Source organism: Pseudobutyrivibrio sp. OR37 (assembly GCF_900113655.1).
GTDB lineage: Bacteria > Bacillota > Clostridia > Lachnospirales > Lachnospiraceae > Pseudobutyrivibrio.
In genome coordinates this window covers 208,787-230,308 of sequence record NZ_FOQF01000001.1, presented here as the reverse complement: position 1 = coordinate 230,308, position 21,522 = coordinate 208,787, and the positions used below count along the sequence as shown (strand labels likewise).

15 protein-coding genes, 1 other RNA gene and 1 pseudogene are annotated in these 21,522 nt (G+C 39.6%); 16 read left to right on the top strand and 1 reads right to left on the bottom strand.

Annotated elements, in window-relative coordinates; translation table 11 throughout:
* Nucleotides 1–142 (bottom strand): annotated as a pseudogene (locus tag BM097_RS16585) (IS5/IS1182 family transposase); the annotation flags it as partial.
* A gap of 295 nt (nucleotides 143–437) precedes the next feature.
* Between BM097_RS16585 and BM097_RS00930 the strand changes: the two are divergent.
* The 16 genes from BM097_RS00930 to BM097_RS00855 all read left to right on the top strand — a co-directional run bounded on the left by BM097_RS00930 (nucleotide 438) and on the right by BM097_RS00855 (nucleotide 21,344).
* On the top strand, nucleotides 438–1,454 hold the full coding sequence (locus BM097_RS00930) for a deoxyguanosinetriphosphate triphosphohydrolase (RefSeq protein ID WP_090544994.1): 1,017 nt from the start codon (nucleotides 438–440) through the stop codon (nucleotides 1,452–1,454).
* Between the two features lie 30 nt (nucleotides 1,455–1,484).
* Nucleotides 1,485–3,251, top strand: a complete 1,767-nt coding sequence (gene dnaG, locus BM097_RS00925) for a DNA primase (protein WP_090544992.1) — start codon at nucleotides 1,485–1,487, stop codon at nucleotides 3,249–3,251.
* Between the two features lie 12 nt (nucleotides 3,252–3,263).
* Nucleotides 3,264–4,664 (top strand): RNA polymerase sigma factor RpoD, encoded by a 1,401-nt coding sequence (gene rpoD, locus BM097_RS00920; protein WP_255406597.1) that lies wholly within the window; start codon nucleotides 3,264–3,266, stop codon nucleotides 4,662–4,664.
* A gap of 28 nt (nucleotides 4,665–4,692) precedes the next feature.
* Nucleotides 4,693–5,409, top strand: a complete 717-nt coding sequence (locus BM097_RS00915) for a tRNA (adenine(22)-N(1))-methyltransferase (RefSeq protein WP_090544990.1) — start codon at nucleotides 4,693–4,695, stop codon at nucleotides 5,407–5,409.
* Between the two features lie 2 nt (nucleotides 5,410–5,411).
* Nucleotides 5,412–7,076 carry a nucleoside kinase gene (locus BM097_RS00910; RefSeq protein ID WP_090544987.1) on the top strand — a complete coding sequence of 555 codons (1,665 nt, stop codon included), beginning with the start codon at nucleotides 5,412–5,414 and terminating at the stop codon, nucleotides 7,074–7,076.
* 73 nt (nucleotides 7,077–7,149) lie between these two features.
* An RNA gene (rnpB, locus tag BM097_RS00905) (RNase P RNA component class A) lies at nucleotides 7,150–7,495 on the top strand.
* A gap of 199 nt (nucleotides 7,496–7,694) precedes the next feature.
* Nucleotides 7,695–8,228: a CarD family transcriptional regulator gene (locus tag BM097_RS00900; protein ID WP_090544985.1), complete on the top strand. Its 534-nt coding sequence runs from the start codon at nucleotides 7,695–7,697 to the stop codon at nucleotides 8,226–8,228.
* A 3-nt stretch (nucleotides 8,229–8,231) separates the two neighbouring features.
* Entirely contained in the window at nucleotides 8,232–8,765 is a 534-nt protein-coding gene (locus tag BM097_RS00895) for a phosphatase PAP2 family protein (RefSeq protein ID WP_090544983.1), read from the top strand.
* A gap of 31 nt (nucleotides 8,766–8,796) precedes the next feature.
* Nucleotides 8,797–9,057 carry a hypothetical protein gene (locus tag BM097_RS00890; protein ID WP_090544980.1) on the top strand — a complete coding sequence of 87 codons (261 nt, stop codon included), beginning with the start codon at nucleotides 8,797–8,799 and terminating at the stop codon, nucleotides 9,055–9,057.
* A 33-nt stretch (nucleotides 9,058–9,090) separates the two neighbouring features.
* Complete coding sequence (locus BM097_RS00885) at nucleotides 9,091–10,335, top strand: 6-phosphofructokinase (RefSeq protein ID WP_090544978.1); 1,245 nt, start codon at nucleotides 9,091–9,093, stop codon at nucleotides 10,333–10,335.
* 20 nt (nucleotides 10,336–10,355) lie between these two features.
* Nucleotides 10,356–11,906, top strand: coding sequence for an amidohydrolase (locus BM097_RS00880; protein WP_090544976.1), 1,551 nt, complete (start codon nucleotides 10,356–10,358; stop codon nucleotides 11,904–11,906).
* Between the two features lie 37 nt (nucleotides 11,907–11,943).
* A complete protein-coding gene (locus BM097_RS00875) occupies nucleotides 11,944–15,390 on the top strand; it encodes a PD-(D/E)XK nuclease family protein (RefSeq protein WP_090544974.1) in 3,447 nt (1,148 codons plus the stop codon).
* Nucleotide 15,391: 1 nt separating this feature from the next.
* Nucleotides 15,392–19,009, top strand: coding sequence for a helicase-exonuclease AddAB subunit AddA (gene addA / locus BM097_RS00870; protein ID WP_090544972.1), 3,618 nt, complete (start codon nucleotides 15,392–15,394; stop codon nucleotides 19,007–19,009).
* Complete coding sequence (locus tag BM097_RS00865) at nucleotides 18,994–19,248, top strand: glyoxalase (protein ID WP_090544969.1); 255 nt, start codon at nucleotides 18,994–18,996, stop codon at nucleotides 19,246–19,248. The genes addA and BM097_RS00865 overlap by 16 nt, the downstream gene beginning before the upstream one ends.
* A 1-nt stretch (nucleotide 19,249) precedes the next feature.
* Nucleotides 19,250–20,338, top strand: a complete 1,089-nt coding sequence (locus tag BM097_RS00860; protein ID WP_090544967.1) for an acyltransferase family protein — start codon at nucleotides 19,250–19,252, stop codon at nucleotides 20,336–20,338.
* Nucleotides 20,339–20,357: 19 nt separating this feature from the next.
* A complete protein-coding gene (locus BM097_RS00855) occupies nucleotides 20,358–21,344 on the top strand; it encodes a peptidylprolyl isomerase (RefSeq protein ID WP_090544965.1) in 987 nt (328 codons plus the stop codon).
* Nucleotides 21,345–21,522: the final 178 nt, after the last annotated feature.

Here is a 21,522-nt window from a genome sequence, read left to right as displayed (position 1 = left end):
ATTTGTCTCTGACTAAATCATAAATAAAAGACCAATCAATTGCTTTATCTATGATTCTTAAAAGATGATCTTGTGGAACTAAATCATCCGTACATACAAATTCAATCTGCTTTCTAGCCTTCTCGTTTTGTTCTGTAATCATTATTCAAACCCCTTTTATTGATAGTTCTATTATACCAAAAAAGAGTCTGAAAAGCTTGTAAAATCAAGGCTTTCTCAATTTTTATGAGTCTTAAAAAATGAAAGAACTGGAGTCCGCTGACTCCAGTTCCTCCTTATTAAAAGAAAAGGTCGCGGCGTAAGCCGCGACACTTTGTCTACACTCTGAACCTAGGTTGAAAAACCTAGGTTTTTTTTATTCAAAAAAAAGGATATCCTTTTTTCTCAAGTAATATGTTTTATAGGAGTGTCGATTAATGCGTAAAAGGGAGGCTAAAATGGGCACAATCAGAGAAATGATAGAGCAGATGGAGAAGGAGACTCTTAGCCCTTATGCAACACAGAGCGCTAATTCCCGCGGCCGCGAGAAGGACGAGCCTCAGTGTGATATCAGACCTTTATTCCAAAGGGATAGGGACAGAATCCTTCACAGCAAGGCGTTTCGTCGTCTTAAGAATAAGACGCAGGTTTTTCTTACTCCTCAGGGTGATCACTACAGAACGAGATTATCTCATACCCTTGAAGTTTCACAGAATGCCAGAACAATAGCGAAGGCTCTTCGTCTTAATGAAGACCTGGTTGAGGCTATTGCGCTTGGTCATGATTTGGGCCATACACCATTTGGCCATGCAGGTGAGGCACAGCTTAATGCTATGTGCTCTACTGGTTTTGTGCATTCAGACCAAAGTGTTCGCATTGTGGAAAAGCTTGAAAAGGGCGGCCAGGGGCTTAATCTTACCTGGGAGGTTCGCGATGGCATTCGCAATCATCAGACTAGCGGGCATCCAGCCACTCCAGAGGGGCAGATTGTCAGGTTGTCAGATAAGATTGCCTATGTAAACAGTGATATTGATGACGCTATCAGAGCGCACATCCTTACAGAAGATGATATACCTATGGAAATCAGAAAGACCCTTGGTATGACCTCGGCAGTTCGTCTTGATACCCTCATACATGATGTAATCATCGAGAGCAAGGACAGCCCTGTTATCAAAATGTCGCCAGAGATTGAAGCGGCTATGTCTGATTTACGCAGCTTCTTATTTGCTAATGTCTATAAGGATTCTATTGCCAAAACGGAAGAGGTTAAGGCTAAACGTATGATTCGTGAGCTTTACGAATACTACACCTACCATTTTACCGAGCTTCCAGATAGATATAGAGCAATGGAAGAGGAGGGCACCAGCCAGGAACGCATTATTTGCGATTACATTTCTGGTATGACCGATCAATATTGTATTACAAAATTCAACGAATACTTTATGCCAAAGGCTTGGGTAGTTGATGGATTTTAATTAATAAAACTAGAATTTTTGGGAGAATAAATGCCTTATTATTCTGACGAAATCATCGAAGAAGTTCGCTCTAGAACAGATATCGTCGATGTAATTTCAAGATATGTTAATCTACAAAAAAAGGGAAGCCAGTATTTCGGCTTATGTCCCTTTCATAATGAAAAGACAGGTTCCTTTTCTGTTAGCCCGCAGAAGCAGATGTATTATTGCTTCGGCTGCGGCGCGGGAGGCAATGTTTTCAGCTTTTTAATGGCTTACGAAAACATGACCTTCAAGGAAGCAGTAGAGGACTTGGCGCCAAAGTGTGGCGTTACATTGCCGCAAAGAGAAATGACTTATCAGGAAAAGCAAAGAGCAGATAGGCGAACAAGGCTTTTTGAAATAAACAAGGAAGCCGCGGCCTACTACTATAAAATGCTTCGTTCACCTGAGGGGCAGCAGGCGCTTGGCTATTTCACAAAGCGAGAGCTTACTGCAGAAACCCTTCACAAATTTGGTCTGGGCTGCACCAGCAAATATTCCGATTCCTTGTACAAATACCTTCGAAGCAAGGGCTACGAGGATGAAATTCTTAAGGATTGCGGGCTTGTCACCATCGATGAAAAACGTGGTGGTCACGATAAGTTTTGGAACAGAGCAATGTTTCCAATCTTCGATGCTAATGGCAAGGTAGTTGCCTTTGGTGGTCGAGTGATGGGAGATGGAGAGCCTAAATATCTAAACTCCCCAGAAACGGAAATATTCAACAAATCAAAGACCCTATTTGGTTTGTATTTCGCTAGAAAGACCAGACGTGAACAGTTTATACTATGCGAAGGCTACATGGATGTCATATCCTTGCATCAAGCAGGCTTTGATAATGCAGTGGCATCACTTGGTACGGCTCTTACAGAAGGCCATGCCGGTATGCTGAAGCGTTACGTCAAGGATGTATACCTTAGCTACGATTCCGATGGAGCTGGTCAAAAGGCGGCACTTAGAGCGATACCTATTCTTAAGAGCGCAGGCATATCCTGCAGGATTATTAATATGTCGCCTTACAAGGATCCTGATGAATTCATAAAGGCTCTTGGGGCAGAAGAATACGAAAAACGTATTCAGAATGCGGAAAACAGCTTTATGTATCAGGTCAGAATGAAGGAAAAAAATTACGACCTTACAGATCCTGAAAAGAAATCTGACTTCCAAAAGGAAGTAGCCAGAATGATTGTTACAGAATTTTCTACTCAGCTTGAGCGTGAAAATTACACAGAGTCCGTAGCGGCTAGGTTTAATATACCGAAGGCTGCCTTGGCTAAATACATAATAGAGCTTGGCCAATCAGGTATCACTGCTAAATCAAACAGCACCAGGGAGACAGGCCGTGCTAATAAAAAGCCAAAGGATGATGGCATGAAGATGTCCCAGCGCCTGCTTCTCACATGGCTTGTGGAACAATCAGAAATATATCCTAAGATAAAGGATTACGTTGGCCCTGATGATTTTGAAGAGGGCGTATATAAAAAGGTGGCGGTGGAGGTCTTTGACAGCCTAAGCCAGGGTAAATCAGTTGATACTGCTCGAATCGTTGATATGTTTATGGAAGAGGAAGAGCGTAAAACTGTGGCAGCTCTATTCAACACAACAGTTGGAGAGCTTACCGATAACACGGATCTTCGCAAGGCCCTCAAGGAAACCTTGCTTAGAATAAAAAAGAATTCACTGGAGCTTGCTCAGAAGAGTGGCACAAATCTTAAAGCTTTGGTGGAAGGAAAGAAGCAACTACAGCGTCTTGAACGCTTAGACATTTCAATCTAGAAAGGAATAAAAATGGCAAAAAAGAAAGTTGACGAATTAATCGAAAACGGAGATTTAAAGGCTGCTGCTGATGCATTTTTAGCAGAAGCAGAGGCTGAAGCAGCAGATGAAGATGATGCTGATGCAGAGGCTGATGACAAGGATGTTGATTTCGGAGATATGGAAGAAATCTCAGCTGAGGATCTTGAGTTTAACGAGCATGATTTTGACAACATTGATGAGACAGATGACGATGATGATGTAGATGAATTCTTAGCATCAGTTGGAGCAAAGACAACAGTTGATGTTGATGACGACGATGATGACGATGATGAGGATTCTTTTGGTAGCGATGAGCTTGACTCAAAGGTTGCAGAGCTTGTTAAAATCGCAAAGGCACAGAAGAGCATCATTGAAGATTACGAAATCTCAGAATTCTTAAAGGACTACAAAATAGATGCAAAGCAGATGGAGAGAATCCTTACATACCTTGATAAAAAGGGAATCGATGTAAACTTCTCATCTGGCCCATCTGATGCACTTTTACTTGCAAGTGATGATGAGGATATGGAAGACATTGATATGTCAGTTCCAGATTCTGTCAGCATCGAAGATCCAGTTCGTATGTACCTTAAGGAAATCGGTAAGGTACCACTTCTTTCAGCAGAGGAAGAGGTTGAGCTTGCACAGCGTATGGAGGACGGCGACCAGGAGGCTAAGAACAAGCTTGCTGAGGCAAACCTTCGTCTTGTTGTTTCTATTGCAAAGCGTTACGTTGGACGTGGTATGCTTTTCCTTGATCTTATTCAGGAAGGTAACCTTGGTCTTATGAAGGCTGTAGAAAAGTTCGATTATCACAAGGGATACAAGTTCTCTACTTATGCTACATGGTGGATTCGTCAGGCTATCACACGTGCTATCGCTGATCAGGCTCGTACAATTCGTATCCCTGTACATATGGTAGAAACAATCAACAAACTCATCAGAGTTTCTAGACAGTTACTACAGGAGTACGGCCGCGAACCTACTCCAGAAGAAATCGCAGAGGCAATGGGTATCACAGTAGAGAGAGTTCATGAGATTCTTAAGATTTCTCAGGAGCCAGTTTCTCTTGAAACACCTATCGGTGAAGAGGAAGATAGCCACCTTGGTGATTTCCTTCCAGATGAAAATGTTCCAGTACCAGCAGAGGCTGCTACATTCACACTTCTCAAGGAACAGCTTCACGAGGTTCTTGATACTCTTACAGAGCGTGAGCAGCGAGTTCTTATCCTTAGATTTGGTCTTGAGGATGGAAAGGCTCGTACCCTTGAAGAGGTAGGTAAGGAGTTCAACGTTACACGTGAGCGTATTCGTCAGATTGAGGCAAAGGCTCTTAGAAAGCTCCGTCATCCAAGCCGCAGCCGCAAGCTTAAGGATTACTTAGATCAATAAAAAGAATAAACAGAATCGACATAATTAAATGATAAAATTATCGGAAAGATTACAAATTATATATGGTATGGTACCAAAATGCGACACCATTTGCGATGTGGGGTGCGATCACGGATATCTTACAATCGCCCTTTTAGAGGGCGGAATCGCAACCCGCGCAATCGCTATGGATGTTAATAAGGGACCTCTTAATTCTGCAAAGGAAAATGTTGGCTTGCATGGTCTTTTGGATAGCGTGGATTTTAGATTATCGGATGGCCTTAAAAAGCTTTCGGTTTCTGAAGCAGATACCATATGCATTTGTGGTATGGGTGGCGCACTTATTACTAGAATATTAGATGCCGGAATTGATGTGGCCAAAAGCGCTAAGACAATTATTTTAGAGCCACAATCAGAATATGATAGGCTGAGAGCCTTTTTAGCATGTAATCATTTTTCCTTTTTGGAGGAGGAACTTTGCATGGAAGAAGGCAAGATATATCCGATAATAAAGGTCTCCTACAGGCCTGATGAGGATTATGATTTATCTGAAGCTCAGCTTCAATATGGTCCGATTATCATTGAAAAGAAGCCTCCACTATTTAAAACGCTTCTTAACAAAAATAAAAATGAATACTTATCTATTCTAGAAAAATTAGTTTCAAAAAAAGATATAGCCAGTGATTCACCTATACAAAAAAGGATTAAAGAGCTGGAAGATGCTATTAACTGCATTGAAAGGCTCGAACTTGAAATGGAGGAGTAGCCATGGCTAAAGTAATCATTAACGGTAAAGAAGAGACTTATGAGGATGGCACAAGCTTGCTTGAAATTGCCAAAGTTCACAAGGGCGATTTTAAGGATGATATAGTTCTTGCAAAATGCAATGGCAATCTTGCGGAGCTTGGCAAGACTATTACCGAGGGTGCAACCATTGATTTTTTGACTACTGCAGACAAAGATGGGCGTAGGGCCTATAGACGAAGCGTTGTATTCCTTTTACAGAGGGCTTTGATGGAGGTATATCCTTATCCAAAGCATGCTTATCTTAAGGTTGAGCATTCCCTTGGACAAGGCGATTTCTGCACATTTGATGGTATTGAGGAAATCACAGAGGATAAGATAGATGAGCTTAAAAAAGAAATGCATCGTCTTGTAAAAGAAGATATTCCTCTAAAGAAATATACTATCAAGACTAGCGAAGCCAGAGAAATGTTCCATAAATTCAATATGGTTAATAAGGAACAGCTTCTTAAATACCGTACCAGTTCAAACATAAACATCTATGATTTGGACGGTTGCAAGGATTACTTTTATGGTTACATGGTTCCTTCCACAGGATACCTGGGCTATTTTGATTTATTAAAATTTGAAAATGGCGTAATGCTGATGTTCCCAAATGGCAATAAGCTCACAGGAGACACCAGAGCGGTCGCAGAATTCTCAAGACCTATGAAGCTATTTTCAGTACAACAGGCTGCCTCTAAATTTGGTGAGACCCTTGGAGTTTCCACTGTTGGAGCCTTAAACGAGGCTATTACCAAAGGCAGAATAAGGGATATCGTTTTATCGCAGGAAGCAATTATGGAGCGAAACATTGGTGAATTAGCTCACACTATTGTAGATAGAAAGGATGTTAAGTTTGTCATGATGGCGGGACCATCCTCATCTGGCAAAACCACCTTTTCCCACAAGCTTTCAGCTCAGCTAAGAGCTCTCGGCTGTGTGCCACATCCTGTACCACTAGACGATTTCTATTTAAACCGTGATCAGATGCCTATAGATGAATATGGAGAGAAGGATTTCGAATCCATTGAGGGCTTGGATGTTCCATACTTCAACGAATGTATGGTTAAGCTCCTCAAGGGAGAGCGAGTGCTTCTGCCTAATTTCAATTTCAAGACTGGCAAGCGTGAATATAACGACCATTATATGCAGCTTGGAAAGAATGATATTCTTGTTATTGAAGGCATTCACGGTCTTAATGATAAAATGAGCGAATCTCTTCCATCAGAGAGTAAATACAAGATTTATTTGTCAGCACTTACTCAGCTTTCAATAGATGAGCACAATCCGCTGTCTACTACAGATGGAAGATTAATTAGAAGAATTGTACGTGATTCAAGAACACGTGCAACATCTGCTGCTGAAACCATCGCAATGTGGGATTCAGTTAGAAGAGGAGAGGAAAAATATATTTTCCCATTCCAAGAAAAAGCAGACTATTTGTTTAATACGGCTTTAATTTATGAGATGGCTGTGTTAAAATTATATGTCGATCCTCAGTTGTACGCTATAGAACCAGACCATCCAATGTATGCTGAGGCGAAACGATTAATTAAATTATTAGATTACTTCATTCCTATGGCACCAGATGTTATTCCTAACAATTCCTTGGTGCGTGAGTTTATAGGAGGAAGTTGTATTTTATAGCGCACCCATTGCCGAAGGCAATTATAGATGTGCGTCTTCCCGTTTTCCTACGGGATTTAGAACAATTAAATAAGGGGCTAGATGAGTAGTCGCTGCCCTGTTGTAATGGCAGGGGAGAGGAAAGTCCGGGCTTCACGGGGCAAGGATGCCAGCTAACGGCTGGTGGAGGTAACTCCAAGGATAGTGCAACAGAAATATACCGCTCATAGCAATATGAGTAAGGGTGGAAAGGCGGTGTAAGAGACCACCGTACTGTTGGTAACAACGGTAGCCATGTAAACCCCATCCGAAGCAAGTTCTAAGCGGTGCGTACGCGGCCCGCCAGCACCAGGTTGAACGCTTGAGGCCATTGGCGACAGTGGTCCTAGATAGATGACTACTTTAAAAGACATAACCCGGCTCACAGTCTAACCCTTTTATTTATATTTATTGTCAGAATATAGTACATTATTTACAAAAAAGATAAGTGAATTGTATTTTTTAGTGGGAATTATTAACGAATGTGAATTTTCTGTGTCCTTCTTGCCGAAAAAGGTGGTATACTATAACTAAAGTTATTCGATAGGGGAATAGAGTTATGGAGGTACTTGTTGTTATGTTTTAGAAGGATGGTGAAAAATGGATTATCAAGTAGGCGATTATTTAGTTCATGAGGGTAGTGGAGTATGTCAAATCGAGGATATCGACGACATGGAGCTTATGGGCAAAGGTTCTCGCAAAACATACTATTGCATGTCTCCAGTTTTTAAGGCAGGTGCAAAGGTATTTACTCCAATTGTTGGTTCAACAGTAAGGCTTCGTCCTGTGGCTGGACTAGACACATTTACTAGAATTCTTGACAACATTGATGACATCAAGTGTATCGAGGGTACTAATGAGCGTGCCCTTCAGGAAAAATTCAAAGAGGTTATGGCTGAATTCACACCAGAATCTATGGCTAGTGTAGTTAAGACAGTTCTTATTAGAAAATGGAACCGTATTGCAGCTGGTAAAAAGGTAATGGCTATGGATGAAAAGGTTCTCAATCTTGCAGGCCGTAAGCTATATGAGGAAATGGCATTTGCAATGAATAAGGATATTGCATATGCACAGCATTTATTCGAGGATACAGTCAAGTCTCACTTAAAGATTACACTTCCTATAGGTGCTTAATTTATGATATCTTATAAAGAAATTTCAGAACGAATTAAAAATAATAATGGTCTTGTTCTTACACTAAATGTAATGGACAAGGCCATTACTTATATCACGGTTTTATTATATTTAGGTTTCTTGGCTTTTGCCTTCTTACAGATTCCAGAGGATAAAGGCCTTCTATTATACAGAAGTATTCTTGTCCCAGGGGTATCCTTTATTATTGTAAGTATTTACAGAAAGCTTATAAGCTCACCTAGACCTTATGAGGTCTACGATTTTACACCTGCCCTTAAAAAGGACACAATAGGTAAGAGCTTCCCAAGCAGACATGTATTTTCAATATTTATTGTAGCTTTTACAGTTTTCCAGGCATCCATTCCCCTAGGGGCAGTTATTTGTCTTTTGGGAGTTGCTCTTGCAGTGATACGAGTGGTAGGAGGAGTGCACTTTATAAAGGATGTTGTGGCTGGTTTTGCCATTGCAGCTACAATATCTATTATATGTTATGGTATTTTTAGTGGCGTTTTTGGTCTTCTTATGCTACCATTTTAATTAGAATATTTTTTACATATTGGAGTTTTTTATGAAAAAGAATGCAAAGAAGGCTTTAGCTGTGTTATTTAGCGTTCTTGGCACAGTTTTGGGGTTATATATTGGAGGTTACTGGTTATTTGCTCGTCCAGTGTATTGGCTGGTTACAGGCTTTACAGGGGGCACACTTACAGCTGGTATCCTTATTATCAATATATTTAAGATATTTATCGCATCCACTATTGGAGGAGGTATTTGGTGTGTATGTGATATTATCGCGGGCTTCTTTAGAGAGATGCCTGAGGAGGACTAGTATAGTAAAAATTATTTAGGGAGGTAGTATGAAATGACTGGAAACGTAATTGTGGGACAATCAGGTGGACCGACCGCCGCTATCAACTCTTCTTTAGCAGGAGTTATCAGGACAGCAAAAGACCGTGGGGCAGGAAAGATTTATGGTATGCTTCATGGTATCAAGGGATTAATGGAAGAGGATTACATAGATCTTTCCGATTACATTAAAAATGATTTGGATGTGGAGCTTTTAAAGCGTACACCAGCTGCTTATCTTGGCTCATGCCGTTTCAAACTTCCAGAAATTCACGAAGATATGGAGACTTACGAGAAAATCTTCGGGATTCTTAACAAGCTCGAAATCGAGGCTTTGATTTATATCGGTGGAAATGATTCAATGGACACCATCAAAAAGCTTTCCGATTATGCAATTATCACAGGTTCAAATATCAGATTTATAGGATGTCCTAAGACAATCGATAATGATTTAGCTCTTACAGACCATACACCAGGCTATGGTAGTGCTGCTAAGTACATTGGTACTTCTGTTAAGGAAATCATCAGAGATGGTCATTGCCTTGAATATGATAAGGGACTTGTTACTATAGTTGAAATTATGGGACGTAATGCAGGATGGCTTACAGGCGCATCTATCCTTGCAAAGGGAGAGGATTGCGAAGGCCCAGATTTAATCTATCTGCCAGAGGTTCCATTTGATATTGAAAAATTTAAAGAGAGAGTTGAAAAGCTCCTTAACCAGCAGCATTCTGTTGTAGTATGCGTTTCCGAAGGAATTCATACAAAGGAAGGCAAATATGTTTGTGAATTAGGTAGCAACGTAGAATTCGTAGATGCTTTCAATCACAAGCAGCTTACAGGAACAGCTTCTTACCTTTGCAACTACATTGGAAAAGAGCTAGGCTGCAAGACTAGAGCAATAGAGCTTTCTACCTTACAGCGTGCAGGTTCACATCTTGCATCCCGTATCGATATCCTTGAGGCTTATCAGGTAGGTGGTGCTGCTGTGCTTGCTGCTGATGAAGGGGATACAGGTAAGATGGTTACACTTATCCGTCACTCTGATGATCCATATCAGTGTGGAACAGAGGTTAAGGATGTTCATAAGATTGCCAACGACGAAAAGCTGGTTCCAAGAAATTGGATTACACATGATGGCACTTATGTTACAGAGGCGTTTATTACTTATGCAAAACCATTGATTCAGGGAGATGTTGCTCCAATCATGGTTGATGGTATTCCTCGTCACATTTGCCGACCAAAGAAAAAGAACAAATAGATTTAGTATGGAGGGGTAAGATGCAGGTATTTCATGGAACAATAATTACATGTGATGAAAATAATACAATCGCAAATTATTTAGTTGAAAGAGAAGGGCGAATTGCTTATATCGGAAATACTCTACCTACTCAGTACGAGGTTGTGCCTCCCATTGAGCTAGGCTCATCAGTAGCTCTTCCTGCATTTGTTGATACGCACGCGCATTATTCAGGATTTTCCGTGCTTCACAGAATGTTTCCTATCAGCGATACAGATTCTAATGCAAAGATTCTTGAGCAACTGGAGGAATATGCTAGCACTACAAAGGAAAATATAGTTGTTGGCTTTGGCGCTACCGAATTTGCTGTTTCTGAGGGTTACTTAATCCTCAGAGAGCAGCTTGATAAGGCGTGCCCAAACAAGCCAGCCATTATTCTGAAGCATGATGCTCATTCTGCAGTTGCCAATACAATGTTCCTTGACGCTGTAAAATCAAAGATTGAAAACCTTAGAGGCTTTAATCCAGAGACAGGTGAACTGAAGCAGGAAGCCTTTGTTTCAGCTGCTGAATTTGTTTCTCATGGCTTATCTACCAAAAAGGTAATAGATTCAATGGTGGAAACAGCTGATTTTCTTGCCAGCAAGGGTGTAGGCCTTATCTGTTCAGCCAGTGGACTTGGCTTCGTAAGGGATTATGATTTCGACATGGAGCGTTCTGTAGCAAAGGGACTTGATAATGGTATGCAGATTCGCGTGGCTTATCAGTGTTCAAATGTAGATAAGATTGCCAAGAAGGATATGACAAGAGTAGTATTTGCCAATCTAGATGGAACCTTTGCAAATAGAGATGCATATCTTTTGGATGATTATGCTGATGCAAAACATAGAGGCGTGTCTTATTATGATGATGTGGATGTGCAGAAATTCTGCGTCAACGCTAACAGAGCAGGATACCAGATTGCACTTCACGCCGTAGGTGATGCTGCCTTTGAACAGGCTGTAAATGCCATTTCTATGGCGCTTGAGGATTATCCAAGATATGATCACAGACATATAATCCTGCATGGTTCTCTTCCTACTGAAAGATGCCTTAAGATTTGCAGCAAGTATAATATCATGATTTCATCAAGACCATCGCTTTTAACAAACATTGATGGTATTGATGCTTATATTAAGAGCATGCTTTCAGAAAGCCAATATGAATTCATTAATCCGCTTAAGACTATGAATGATATGGGAATTAAGATTTGCTTCAATTCAGATGCTCCTGCATCTGATCCAGACCCTATCAAATGGATTCATGATGCATGTAACAATAGAAATCCTAAGGAATCAGTGTCTGTGTATGATGCTCTTAGGATGGCTACATATAACGGCGCATATTCTCTTTTTGATGAGAAGGAGAGGGGCACCCTTGAAATGGGTAAGAGCTGCGACATCGTAATTTTGGATAAAAATCCTTACGAGATTCCAACATCAGAATTAAACAAGATTGGAGTTTCTGAGCTATATCTCAAAGGAAAACCTTACGAGCGCAGCCACACCGGATCCATGGCCACCATGCTCCGCGGCATGTTCCCACAGTCTTAATAAGCGGACTATATTATTAGAAATTTCAGGAGTAGTAATGTCATTATCAATAGTAGTAGGTAGCTCGGGTAGTGGAAAATCCACTACCCTTTATTCAAGAATAATTAAGGAATCCATGGCAAGAAAAGACAAAAATTTTCTAGTCATAGTTCCAGAACAGTACACCATGTCCACCCAGAAGCTTCTGGTATCCATGCACCCCAACAAGTGCATTATGAACATAGATGTACTGTCATTTAACCGCTTGGCTTATCGTGTATTCGAAGAGCTGGGAGCTGGTATCAACGCCGTATTGGATGATACCGGAAAATCCCTTGTAATCCGTAGAATAATCGATGAGTCTCTGAAGGATTTAACCACCCTTCGTCAGAATATAACAAAAATCAGCTATATAACTCAGGTGAAATCCCTCATCTCAGAAATGACTCAGTATAATATCACTACAGATGGTTTAAGAGAGATGATTGCATCACCTGCCATGTCAGAAAGCTTCAAAAGAAAAGCCTCGGATTTGTTAGTTTTATACGAGGCTTTTTTGGATTTTATAAATGGAAAATATGTTACCACAGAATCAATCCTTTCTACCTTAAATGATATGTTGGATGATTCTGATATTGTATCGGGCTCAACAGTTGTATTGGACGGCTTTACAGGCTTTACACCTATTCAGTATCAGCTGGTGGAGCACATGCTTGAAATTTGTGATGAGGTAGCGGTAACTATTACCGCAGATGATGAGTCAGCACTTCTTACAAAGCAGGGGGATGATGCCCTTTTTGAGATGTCTTCAGAATTTGCAATTAAGCTAAATAAAATTGCAAAGAATGCAAAAACCGAAATTAATCCAATCACCTTCATAGAATCGAAGGATGGCTGGCTGTCAGAAAATAGCGTGCTTACACATCTTGAAAAAAATATTTTCAGAAATGCCGTAAGAAAATATGAGGGCGAGGCAAACCCTGATGCTTCACTAAAGCTGGTGAGTCTTAGAAGCATGCGTGACGAGCTTAGATACGTAGCAATTCAGATTAATCGCCTGGTTAGAAGCGGGCTTAATTATAAAGATATAGCAGTGGTTGCTCCTAATTTGGAGTCCTACAGATATTTGGTTTCGGGGATTTGGGATGAATATGATATTCCTTATTTCATAGATGCCAAAACAGAAATTCTATTCCATCCAATGTCGGAGGCTATTGAGGCTCTATTTGATATTTTTGATAGAGATTTCAAACGTGAGGATGTGTTTAGATTCCTGCGCACAGGTTTGACAGAGCTTTCTACAGATGAAATTGATTATTTGGAAAACTACCTGATTTCAACTGGTATTCGAGGAAAGAAAAAATATTTTCATCCTTTCGCAATTCGTTCAAATAGCTTTAGCGAGGATGAAGCTTTACTTAAGGTAAATGAAATCAGAGAAAAATTTATTGGCCCATTTATGGCTTTTGATAGGGCTATTAATAAAGATTCTACAGTAAGGGATATTGCTGTAGCCCTCTACACCTTTGTAACAGGCTTTGATTTTGAGGCCAAGATAAACGCTCGTGGCAAGCTCTATGAGGACAAGAATAATGCGGTAAAGTCCAAGGAATACAGCCAAATCTATCCTGTAATTATGGATATTTTGGATAAGCTTGTAGGAATCCTTGGTGATGAAAAAATGGCATTAGATGAGTTTAAGGATATTTACGAGGCAGGTCTTTCGGCAGCCTCTATCGGTGTCATTCCACCTACCACAGATAGTGTTATTTTAGGTGATATAGAACGAACCAGATTATCAAACATAAAGGTTCTTTTTTGTATAGGTGCATCTGATGATGCCATTCCAAAGAAGGTGGAAAACGGAGGTATCCTTTCCCAGCTTGAACGTGAGCAGCTGCTATCATTAGGCTTTGAGCTGGCTCCTTCAGACAGACAAAAGGCATTTCGACAGAGATTCTATCTCTATCTTATGCTTACCAAACCAAATCAGATCTTGTACATCACCATGCCTAGAGTAGATGCTGATGGTAAAGGGGTTAATCCTTCATATCTGGTGGATTTGATTAAGGATATGTTTGAGGGCATTAATCTTAATGAAATCGAAGATTTTACAGGAGAGGATAGAATTCTTTCTGAAAAAAGTACCTTTGATTATTTGATTTCACTCTTAAACAAGACCACAACCTTCGGATACGACAGCCTTAAAGAAGATGAGGCCAGGGATTTAATATATTTGATTGAGTGGGCCAAGACCGTGGATGCAGAAAAACTTTCTCTGCTTTTAAAGGGAGCATTTTTCGAGCATGGCAAGGAAAGCTTCTCAGAGCAGATTATGCTTGCTGTAAATGAGGCTATAAATGCTGATGAAACTATTTCCGGCTCTGTATCAAAGTTTGAGCTATATAATGAATGCAGCTATAAATATTTCCTCACCTATGTTTTAAATCTCAAGGAGCGCGAGGAATTTGAGCTTTCCAGCATCGATATGGGTAACTTTTACCACGAGGCTATTGAACGATATTCAAGCAGTCTAAAGGAAGATGGCAAGAGCTTTAAAACAGTAACAGAAGAAGAACGTGAAAAATACATTGAGGTTGCTATCGCTCAAACCTTTGAGCACATGGGCAAGGTTTCTACACTAGAGGATAGCACCCAAAGATATATAGTAGAGTCCATGAAGGATACTTTAAGACATGTGGTTGAAATTATTACTACCCAGGTGTCTAGAGGGGAATTTGAGCCAGAACTATTTGAAGAGAGTATACGCACTGAAATCAAGGATAGTAAGACACAGGAAACGCTAGCTAATCTTAAGGGCAAGGTAGATAGAATCGATTTAACAGCAAATGATGATAAGGCTGTAAGAATCATCGATTATAAATCCAGTGGACATAAGCTGGATTTGAATGAATGCTATCATGGACTTTCCCTGCAGCTGCCTATCTACATGGGTGTGGTTTTGGACAAGCTAAAGGATAAATATCCTGGTGCAACCTTGCATCCAGCAGCAATGCTTTACTACGAAATGGCTAATAAATATTTAGAGGTGGCATCTGCAAGAAATGTCTCTGAAGAGGAGAGACTTAAGCTAAGCAGGATGGAAGGCTTACTTTCCAGTGCCCCAGAGGATTTAAAGGCAAATGACTCTACTGTAGGAAAGGATGAGGGGCAGGTTAAAACTTCATCTATCGTGCCTTATTCAGTTAAGAGCAATGGTGATCCATCAGAAAAAGATACCAATGCAGTAGATAGAACTGCCATGAAGACAGTAATTGACTATTCAATGCTAAAGGCAGCGGAAACGGCAAATCATATTATTTCAGGAGATTTTGAACCATCTCCAGCCAGACTAGGTGGCATCGATGCATGTCGTTATTGTAGCTTCAAGAGTGTATGCCATTTTGATGAGAACGAGCCTGGCTTTAGCCCACGTGCCTTTGAAAAAGGTAAAAAGAACTCTGAAATTGTAGATTTAATGAAAGAAAAGTTAGAGGAAGAATAAATTGTCATTAACTAATGAACAGATACTGGTACGAGACACAAGAAATAAAAATATGCTTGTAAGTGCTGCCGCGGGTAGTGGTAAAACCTTCGTGCTGGTTGAACGAATCATATCTCAGATATTAGACGAAAAAAACGGAATAGATGTTGATAGAATTCTTGTGGTTACCTTTACTACGGCAGCTGCTGCGGAAATGAAGGACCGAATCAGAAAGGCTATTGACAAGGCAGTTATGCAAAATGCTTCTGATGCACGCCTGCGCTCTCAGGCAACCCTTATTCATAACGCCCACATTAGAACCATTGATAGCTTTTGTAGTTGGGTTGTAAAAAATTATTTCTACGAAATCAATATGGATCCTTCTTTTAGAATTGGGGCATCAGGCGAGCTGAAGATGCTGAACGATAATATTTTCACTGAGCTTTTGTCAAAGAAGCTGGAGGAAAAGGATGAGGACTTTAAGCTTTTGGCAGATGCATATATCAACGGAAGAAATACAGATGGCTTACGTGATATGGTTTTTGCTCTTCATGATAAAGCAGCTAGCTTTGCATGGCCTATGGAATGGTATGACAATGCACTAAAGCTTTATGATATTAGTACTATAGAGGAGCTGGAAAATAGTGAATTGGTGGAGGAAATACTTAAGCTTACGGACAGCGAGTTAAGCGGAATCGTTACTAAGCTTGAGCGTTTCTTAAGTCTTTATACTGAAGATTGCAGCGCAAAGGATAAGGATATTTTCACCTATGAGCTAGGCCAGATTAAAGGTATTTATTCGAAGAATACCTTTAATGAAAAATTCGATGCAATTTCAGGTATTGATTTTTCTACACGATGGGGAACAAAGGGAACCTGTCTTAACGAGGACGATGTTAAGCGAGCAAAGGATTTCAGGGGTGCCTATAAAAAAATCGTAACTGGAATAAAGGATAATTATTATGGAGTTAGTCTTGAGGATATGCTTGAGGATATTAAATATATCCGAACTCAGGCTATTGCTCTTATAAATTTTGCCAAAGAATATTCTGCAGCTCTTTTTGAAGAAAAGCAGAAAAGAAATATATATGACTTTAATGATATTGAGCACATGGCATTAAGGATTCTTAGAAACGAAGAATCGGTAGAGCATGAAAAGCGCCCTGTGGCCATAGAGCTTTCAAATCATTTTAAGGAGATTATGGTTGATGAGTATCAGGACTCCAATGAGCTTCAGGAGCAAATACTTACAGCCATCAGCTCTGGTAATAACTACTTTACCGTAGGCGATGTAAAGCAGTCTATTTATGCCTTTAGACAGGCCAGCCCAGCCTTGTTTATAAAAAAGCTTTATTCTTATCCTATGGATGCAAAGCCAGAAGCATCCTCAATCAGAATTGATCTTGATAAGAATTTTAGAAGTAGATATGAGGTGCTGAATTTCTGTAACCAGGTATTTGCACCTCTTATGCAGATGGATGTAGGTGGAGTTGCCTATAATGAACAGGCAGCTTTAAAGCTTGGTGACGAGACCTTTAAGGGAGAACAGTCCGAGTACGAGGCAGAGGTTTTAATTGCGACTCAAAATGCCGATTCCATGAAGGAATTAGATATAGATGATGGAGACACATTGGAGGCTCTTGTTATCGCAAAGCGAATAAAGGAGCTTATTGCATCAGACTTTCAGGTAAGCTGTAAGGGCGAAGATGGAAGAAGTCTGCGCCCTATTAAGCTTAACGATATTGTAATTTTAATGCGTGGCGTTAAAGGACATTCTGATAAATACATTGCAGCCTTAAAGGATTGCGGAATTCCTTCCTACGTGGCTGAGGAAACTGGCTTTTTCGACAGGGAGGAAATCGATACTGTTTTATCTATGCTTAATGTAATAGATAATCCTTTCAACGACATTCCATTGGCGGCAGTGCTTCATTCTGCAATGTTTGGCTTTTCTTCTGAAAGATTGGCGCAGATTAGAGCTACTAGCCCAAAGGTTTCCTTGTATGAATGTATCTTGGAAAAATATAAGGCAGATAATGATGAAGATATTGCAGCCTTTTTAGATGTACTAAATAAATTTAGAGATGAGGCAATCGACACTCCGATTCATGAAATCATAGAGCATATTTTGGAGGAAACAGATTATCTAATTTATACTAAATCTTTGCCAAATGGCAGAATGGCTGCGGCAAATCTAAACAAGCTAATAGATGAGGCGGTAAGCTTTGAAAGCACAAGCTTTAAAGGCTTGTCCAGATTTGTTAGCTATATCGAAGGCTTAAAGACCTATGATGAGGATTTAGGTCTTGCAAAAACTGTTTCTGAAAATGATGAAGCAGTTAGAATTATGACTATTCATAAAAGTAAGGGCTTGGAATTTCCAGTGGTATTCCTTGCAGGCTGTGGTAAACCATTTAAGAATGAAGCAGGTTCCTTTGTGTATGACGATAAGCTAGGGCTTGCTCTTAACTATCGTAATCCAAAAACACGAATCTCCTACAAAACACCATCCTTTAACGTGGTTAAATATCGTATGGCCGCAGATGCCAGAGGAGAGTATTTAAGAATCCTTTACGTAGCACTTACAAGAGCTGTGGACAAGCTGATAATCACTGCAGCTATCAAGCCAAATAAAGATAAATCAGTGATAGAAAAGCTAAGCGAATATGATGGAGAAACTGGTCTTCTTGATACCAATACAAAGCTTAAGGCATCTTCAAGCATAGAGCTGATTATCAGATCATTAAATGCTTCAGGTTACCACTACAATAAGCGAATCATTGATTGCGAGGATCTGTTTATAGATGAGGTGGAGCGTTCTGTTAAGAAGGAACAGGTAAGGGCTGCACTTGAAAAGCTCATTGATGCTGCAGGTGATGGGGCAGGTAATCCTATCGTAAATACGTTATCCTTTAAGTATGATGGCTTAAATGAAAGCGGGTATAAGAGTAAATATTCAGTTTCTGAAATTAAGCATCAGGCTATGGAGGATGTATTCCAGTTTAACGCTGATTCGGCTCCTGCTTTTATCGTTAAGGAAGAGGAAAGCTATATTCCTCTATTTATGCGTCAGCAGGATTTAAAGGAAAATACTGAAGAAGGGAAAATCCCTGTTGGAGCACTTTATGGAACTGCAATGCATAGATTCCTTGAATGCTATGATTTTGCTAATCCAAATCTAGTAGATTCCTTTGATGAGCAGCTCAGTTATATGAAGCAAATTAAGTGCTTATCGGAGGATGAATTTGGAAGAATTAATCTTAATAAGCTTAAGAAGTTTTTGAAGGATGATTCTGCAAAGCGTATGTCCATGGCAGCAGCAAATGGCAATCTATACAAAGAAAAGCCTTTTGTTTACGGCAGTGATGCAAAGAGCTTATTTAATGATGATGCTTCCTCTAATGAAATGATTCTTGTGCAGGGAATCATCGATGTGTTCTGGGAGGAAGAGGACGGAATAGTTCTTTTGGATTATAAGACAGATAAGGTAGACGATGAGCAGCAATTGGTGCTAAGATATGAAAGGCAATTAGAGCTATACAAAAATGCAATAGAGGCTTCCTATGGAGTTAAGGTAAAGGAAGTTTTAATATATTCATTTGCTCTAGAAAGGAGTATAAATTTATGTACGACAAAATAACAGTAGAAACATTTTTGGAGAATCAGCTTCAGCTTTTTCCAGAAAAGGTAGCAGATAACTATGAAGAAGCCTTAGAGTTTCTTGAGGACGTATGTGCAACAGTTTGCAAGAATAAAAAAGAGGTTATCACATACTTAGAGGATGGTATGGATATTGGCGGTATGTCCGAGGAGGAAATCCTATCATCAGAGGAAGTTTTCCCACTTAAGGATGGAAGATATTTAATAGTAGAGGGCTAGTATGGAAAATAAAACAGCCAGAATAGATTCTTTACAGGCCCTTAGAGCACTGGCATTTATTGGCATATTTTTAGTTCATGCCAAAATTGCCTGGGGCTGGTCTAGGCTTGGAGTATCTATATTCTTTTGTATGTCGGGCTTTCTCATGACATATATTTATTGGGACAGGCAGCTTCCTGGTAATATTGTAGATGCCCTAAGGTTTTCACTAGGCAAGATTAAAAAGCTATATCCACTCCATATTATCACTATGATAGCAGTAGTGTTAATAGAGCTTTGGATTTATAGGACTAATGGTGTGCTTCGTGAAGCCATTTTCGGGTTGCTTAGGAATATTGCTTTAAATATTTTCTTGGTTCAGTCCTGGTATCCAGACAGCACCGTAAATGTTGCATTAAATGGTGTGGCTTGGTATCTTTCAGTGGCACTATTTTTGTATATCAAATTTCCATTTTTGCTTAAATGGATGAAAAAGAGAAAGCTTCCAGTTCTTGTATTTACTGCAATATTATTAATAGCTTTGCAGATAATTTTGGCATATCCTTTCGCTTTAAGATATGGGGCAGAGGGTGTAAGATACAGATGGTTTATGTACTGCTTTCCTGCATACAGGGTAGTAGATTTCTTCTGCGGCTGTGTTCTTGGAAGAATCTATATGCTTACCTCAGAAAAGGAAAACACTGATAACACTATCGTATATACGATATTAGAAATATGTCTGTTAGCTTTTTCAATATGGTTTTCATTATGGCTTGGGGCAGTAGAGGAAAGTCCTGTAATGCTTGCCATCAAAAACTGGTCAAGCGGATATATCGTAATGGCACTTCCTTGGATATGGGTTTTTGCCATGAAAAAGGGTTTACTGACAAAGCTTATTTCTAATCCTGCCATGATTGCCTTGGGCAATATTAGTCCACAGGCATTTTTGATTCACTATGTAATAGTAAGATTTGTCAATGCCTACATGGGGCTTCACCAGATTCCATTTACCACCTTGCGCACCTGGGAGCTGTTCGTGCTGGAATTCATAGTGACAATACTGGCTTGTGTAATTTATTTAAGAATAAAAAAGAGCAGGCTTTTTTCTTAAGCTTTACTCGGAGGACAATATGAAGTTATTAAAAAGATTTATGGCTATCGTATTTACGATATGCATTTGCGTTACCTTTTCAGGCTGTGAAATAAATGGTAAAACTATTTATTTTGGCGGCTCAAGTGGACGCAACACAGTATTCAAAATAGGTGATATGAAATGCTCTAAAAAAGAGGCACTTGTATATCTTTTAAATGAAAAAAATATTTATGGTTCGGTAAATGGTGTAAACCTTTGGTCTGAGGATTATGATGTAGACACTATGGTTGGCTCTATAAAGGATTTGACATTAGAGCATCTTACTAGAGTTTATGTACTTAATCTGTATGCCAAGGAGAATGAGATAGCGCTTTCGGATGCAGAGCAAAAAGCCTGCGAGGAAGCAGCTGCTACCTACTATAAATCTCTTAATTCAAAGGAGCGTTCTTTTACTGGTGCACATAAAAAGGATATCTACAATATGTATTTACGATATGCCATTGCATCAAAGGTATATGAGAGCCTTATGAACTCTGTTGATGATGAGGTTTCAGAGGATGAAGCAAGGGTAATGGAGGCCTTTGTTTTGTATGTATCTGACGAGAAAAAAGCAAATGAAATACAGGGTATGATTGATTACGGTTATACCTTTGAAAGACTTGCATCTTCTTACACAGAGAAGGATTATTATCAGGCTACTTTTGCAAGAGGAGAATACCCAAAGGAAATAGATGAGGTGGTATTTAATCTTGATACAGATGAAATATCAAAGGCTATAAAATCAGATGATGGCTACTATTTTTTCCAGTGCTTGGACAAGTATAACGAAGAGCTTTCAGAAGCTAATAAAGAAGTCATTATTGAGAATCGACGTAAGCAGGTTTTAAGTGATATTGTGTCAGATTTGGAGGAGAGATATTTCTCTGATATGAACACAAAATTATGGGATGAAGTTGAGTTTCCAGAAGACACTTCTGAGCTTACAAGTGGAACATTTTTTGAAACATTAAATAGCAACTTGTAAATGAATAGTGACAATAAATTGAATATTTATTTTTTATCAAGGCGCAGACATATTCTGCGCCTTAATATTTGCAAATTATACTAAAAAGAAAGGAGAATTAATTTTTTATTAGTAATTTGGTAGAAAATTAGCACAATACACTAGTAATTGTGAAGGCAAATGGCTATAATATGACTTA

Bases quoted from the DNA above. Each gene is read 5' to 3' on its own strand.
- BM097_RS00930 (WP_090544994.1), top strand. From the start codon at position 438: ATGGGCACAATCAGAGAAATGATAGAGCAGATGGAGAAGGAGACTCTT.
- dnaG (WP_090544992.1), top strand. From the start codon at position 1,485: ATGCCTTATTATTCTGACGAAATCATCGAAGAAGTTCGCTCTAGAACA.
- rpoD (WP_255406597.1), top strand. From the start codon at position 3,264: ATGGCAAAAAAGAAAGTTGACGAATTAATCGAAAACGGAGATTTAAAG.
- BM097_RS00915 (WP_090544990.1), top strand. From the start codon at position 4,693: ATGATAAAATTATCGGAAAGATTACAAATTATATATGGTATGGTACCA.
- BM097_RS00910 (WP_090544987.1), top strand. From the start codon at position 5,412: ATGGCTAAAGTAATCATTAACGGTAAAGAAGAGACTTATGAGGATGGC.
- BM097_RS00900 (WP_090544985.1), top strand. From the start codon at position 7,695: ATGGATTATCAAGTAGGCGATTATTTAGTTCATGAGGGTAGTGGAGTA.
- BM097_RS00895 (WP_090544983.1), top strand. From the start codon at position 8,232: ATGATATCTTATAAAGAAATTTCAGAACGAATTAAAAATAATAATGGT.
- BM097_RS00890 (WP_090544980.1), top strand. From the start codon at position 8,797: ATGAAAAAGAATGCAAAGAAGGCTTTAGCTGTGTTATTTAGCGTTCTT.
- BM097_RS00885 (WP_090544978.1), top strand. From the start codon at position 9,091: ATGACTGGAAACGTAATTGTGGGACAATCAGGTGGACCGACCGCCGCT.
- BM097_RS00880 (WP_090544976.1), top strand. From the start codon at position 10,356: ATGCAGGTATTTCATGGAACAATAATTACATGTGATGAAAATAATACA.
- BM097_RS00875 (WP_090544974.1), top strand. From the start codon at position 11,944: ATGTCATTATCAATAGTAGTAGGTAGCTCGGGTAGTGGAAAATCCACT.
- BM097_RS00865 (WP_090544969.1), top strand. From the start codon at position 18,994: ATGTACGACAAAATAACAGTAGAAACATTTTTGGAGAATCAGCTTCAG.
- BM097_RS00860 (WP_090544967.1), top strand. From the start codon at position 19,250: ATGGAAAATAAAACAGCCAGAATAGATTCTTTACAGGCCCTTAGAGCA.
- BM097_RS00855 (WP_090544965.1), top strand. From the start codon at position 20,358: ATGAAGTTATTAAAAAGATTTATGGCTATCGTATTTACGATATGCATT.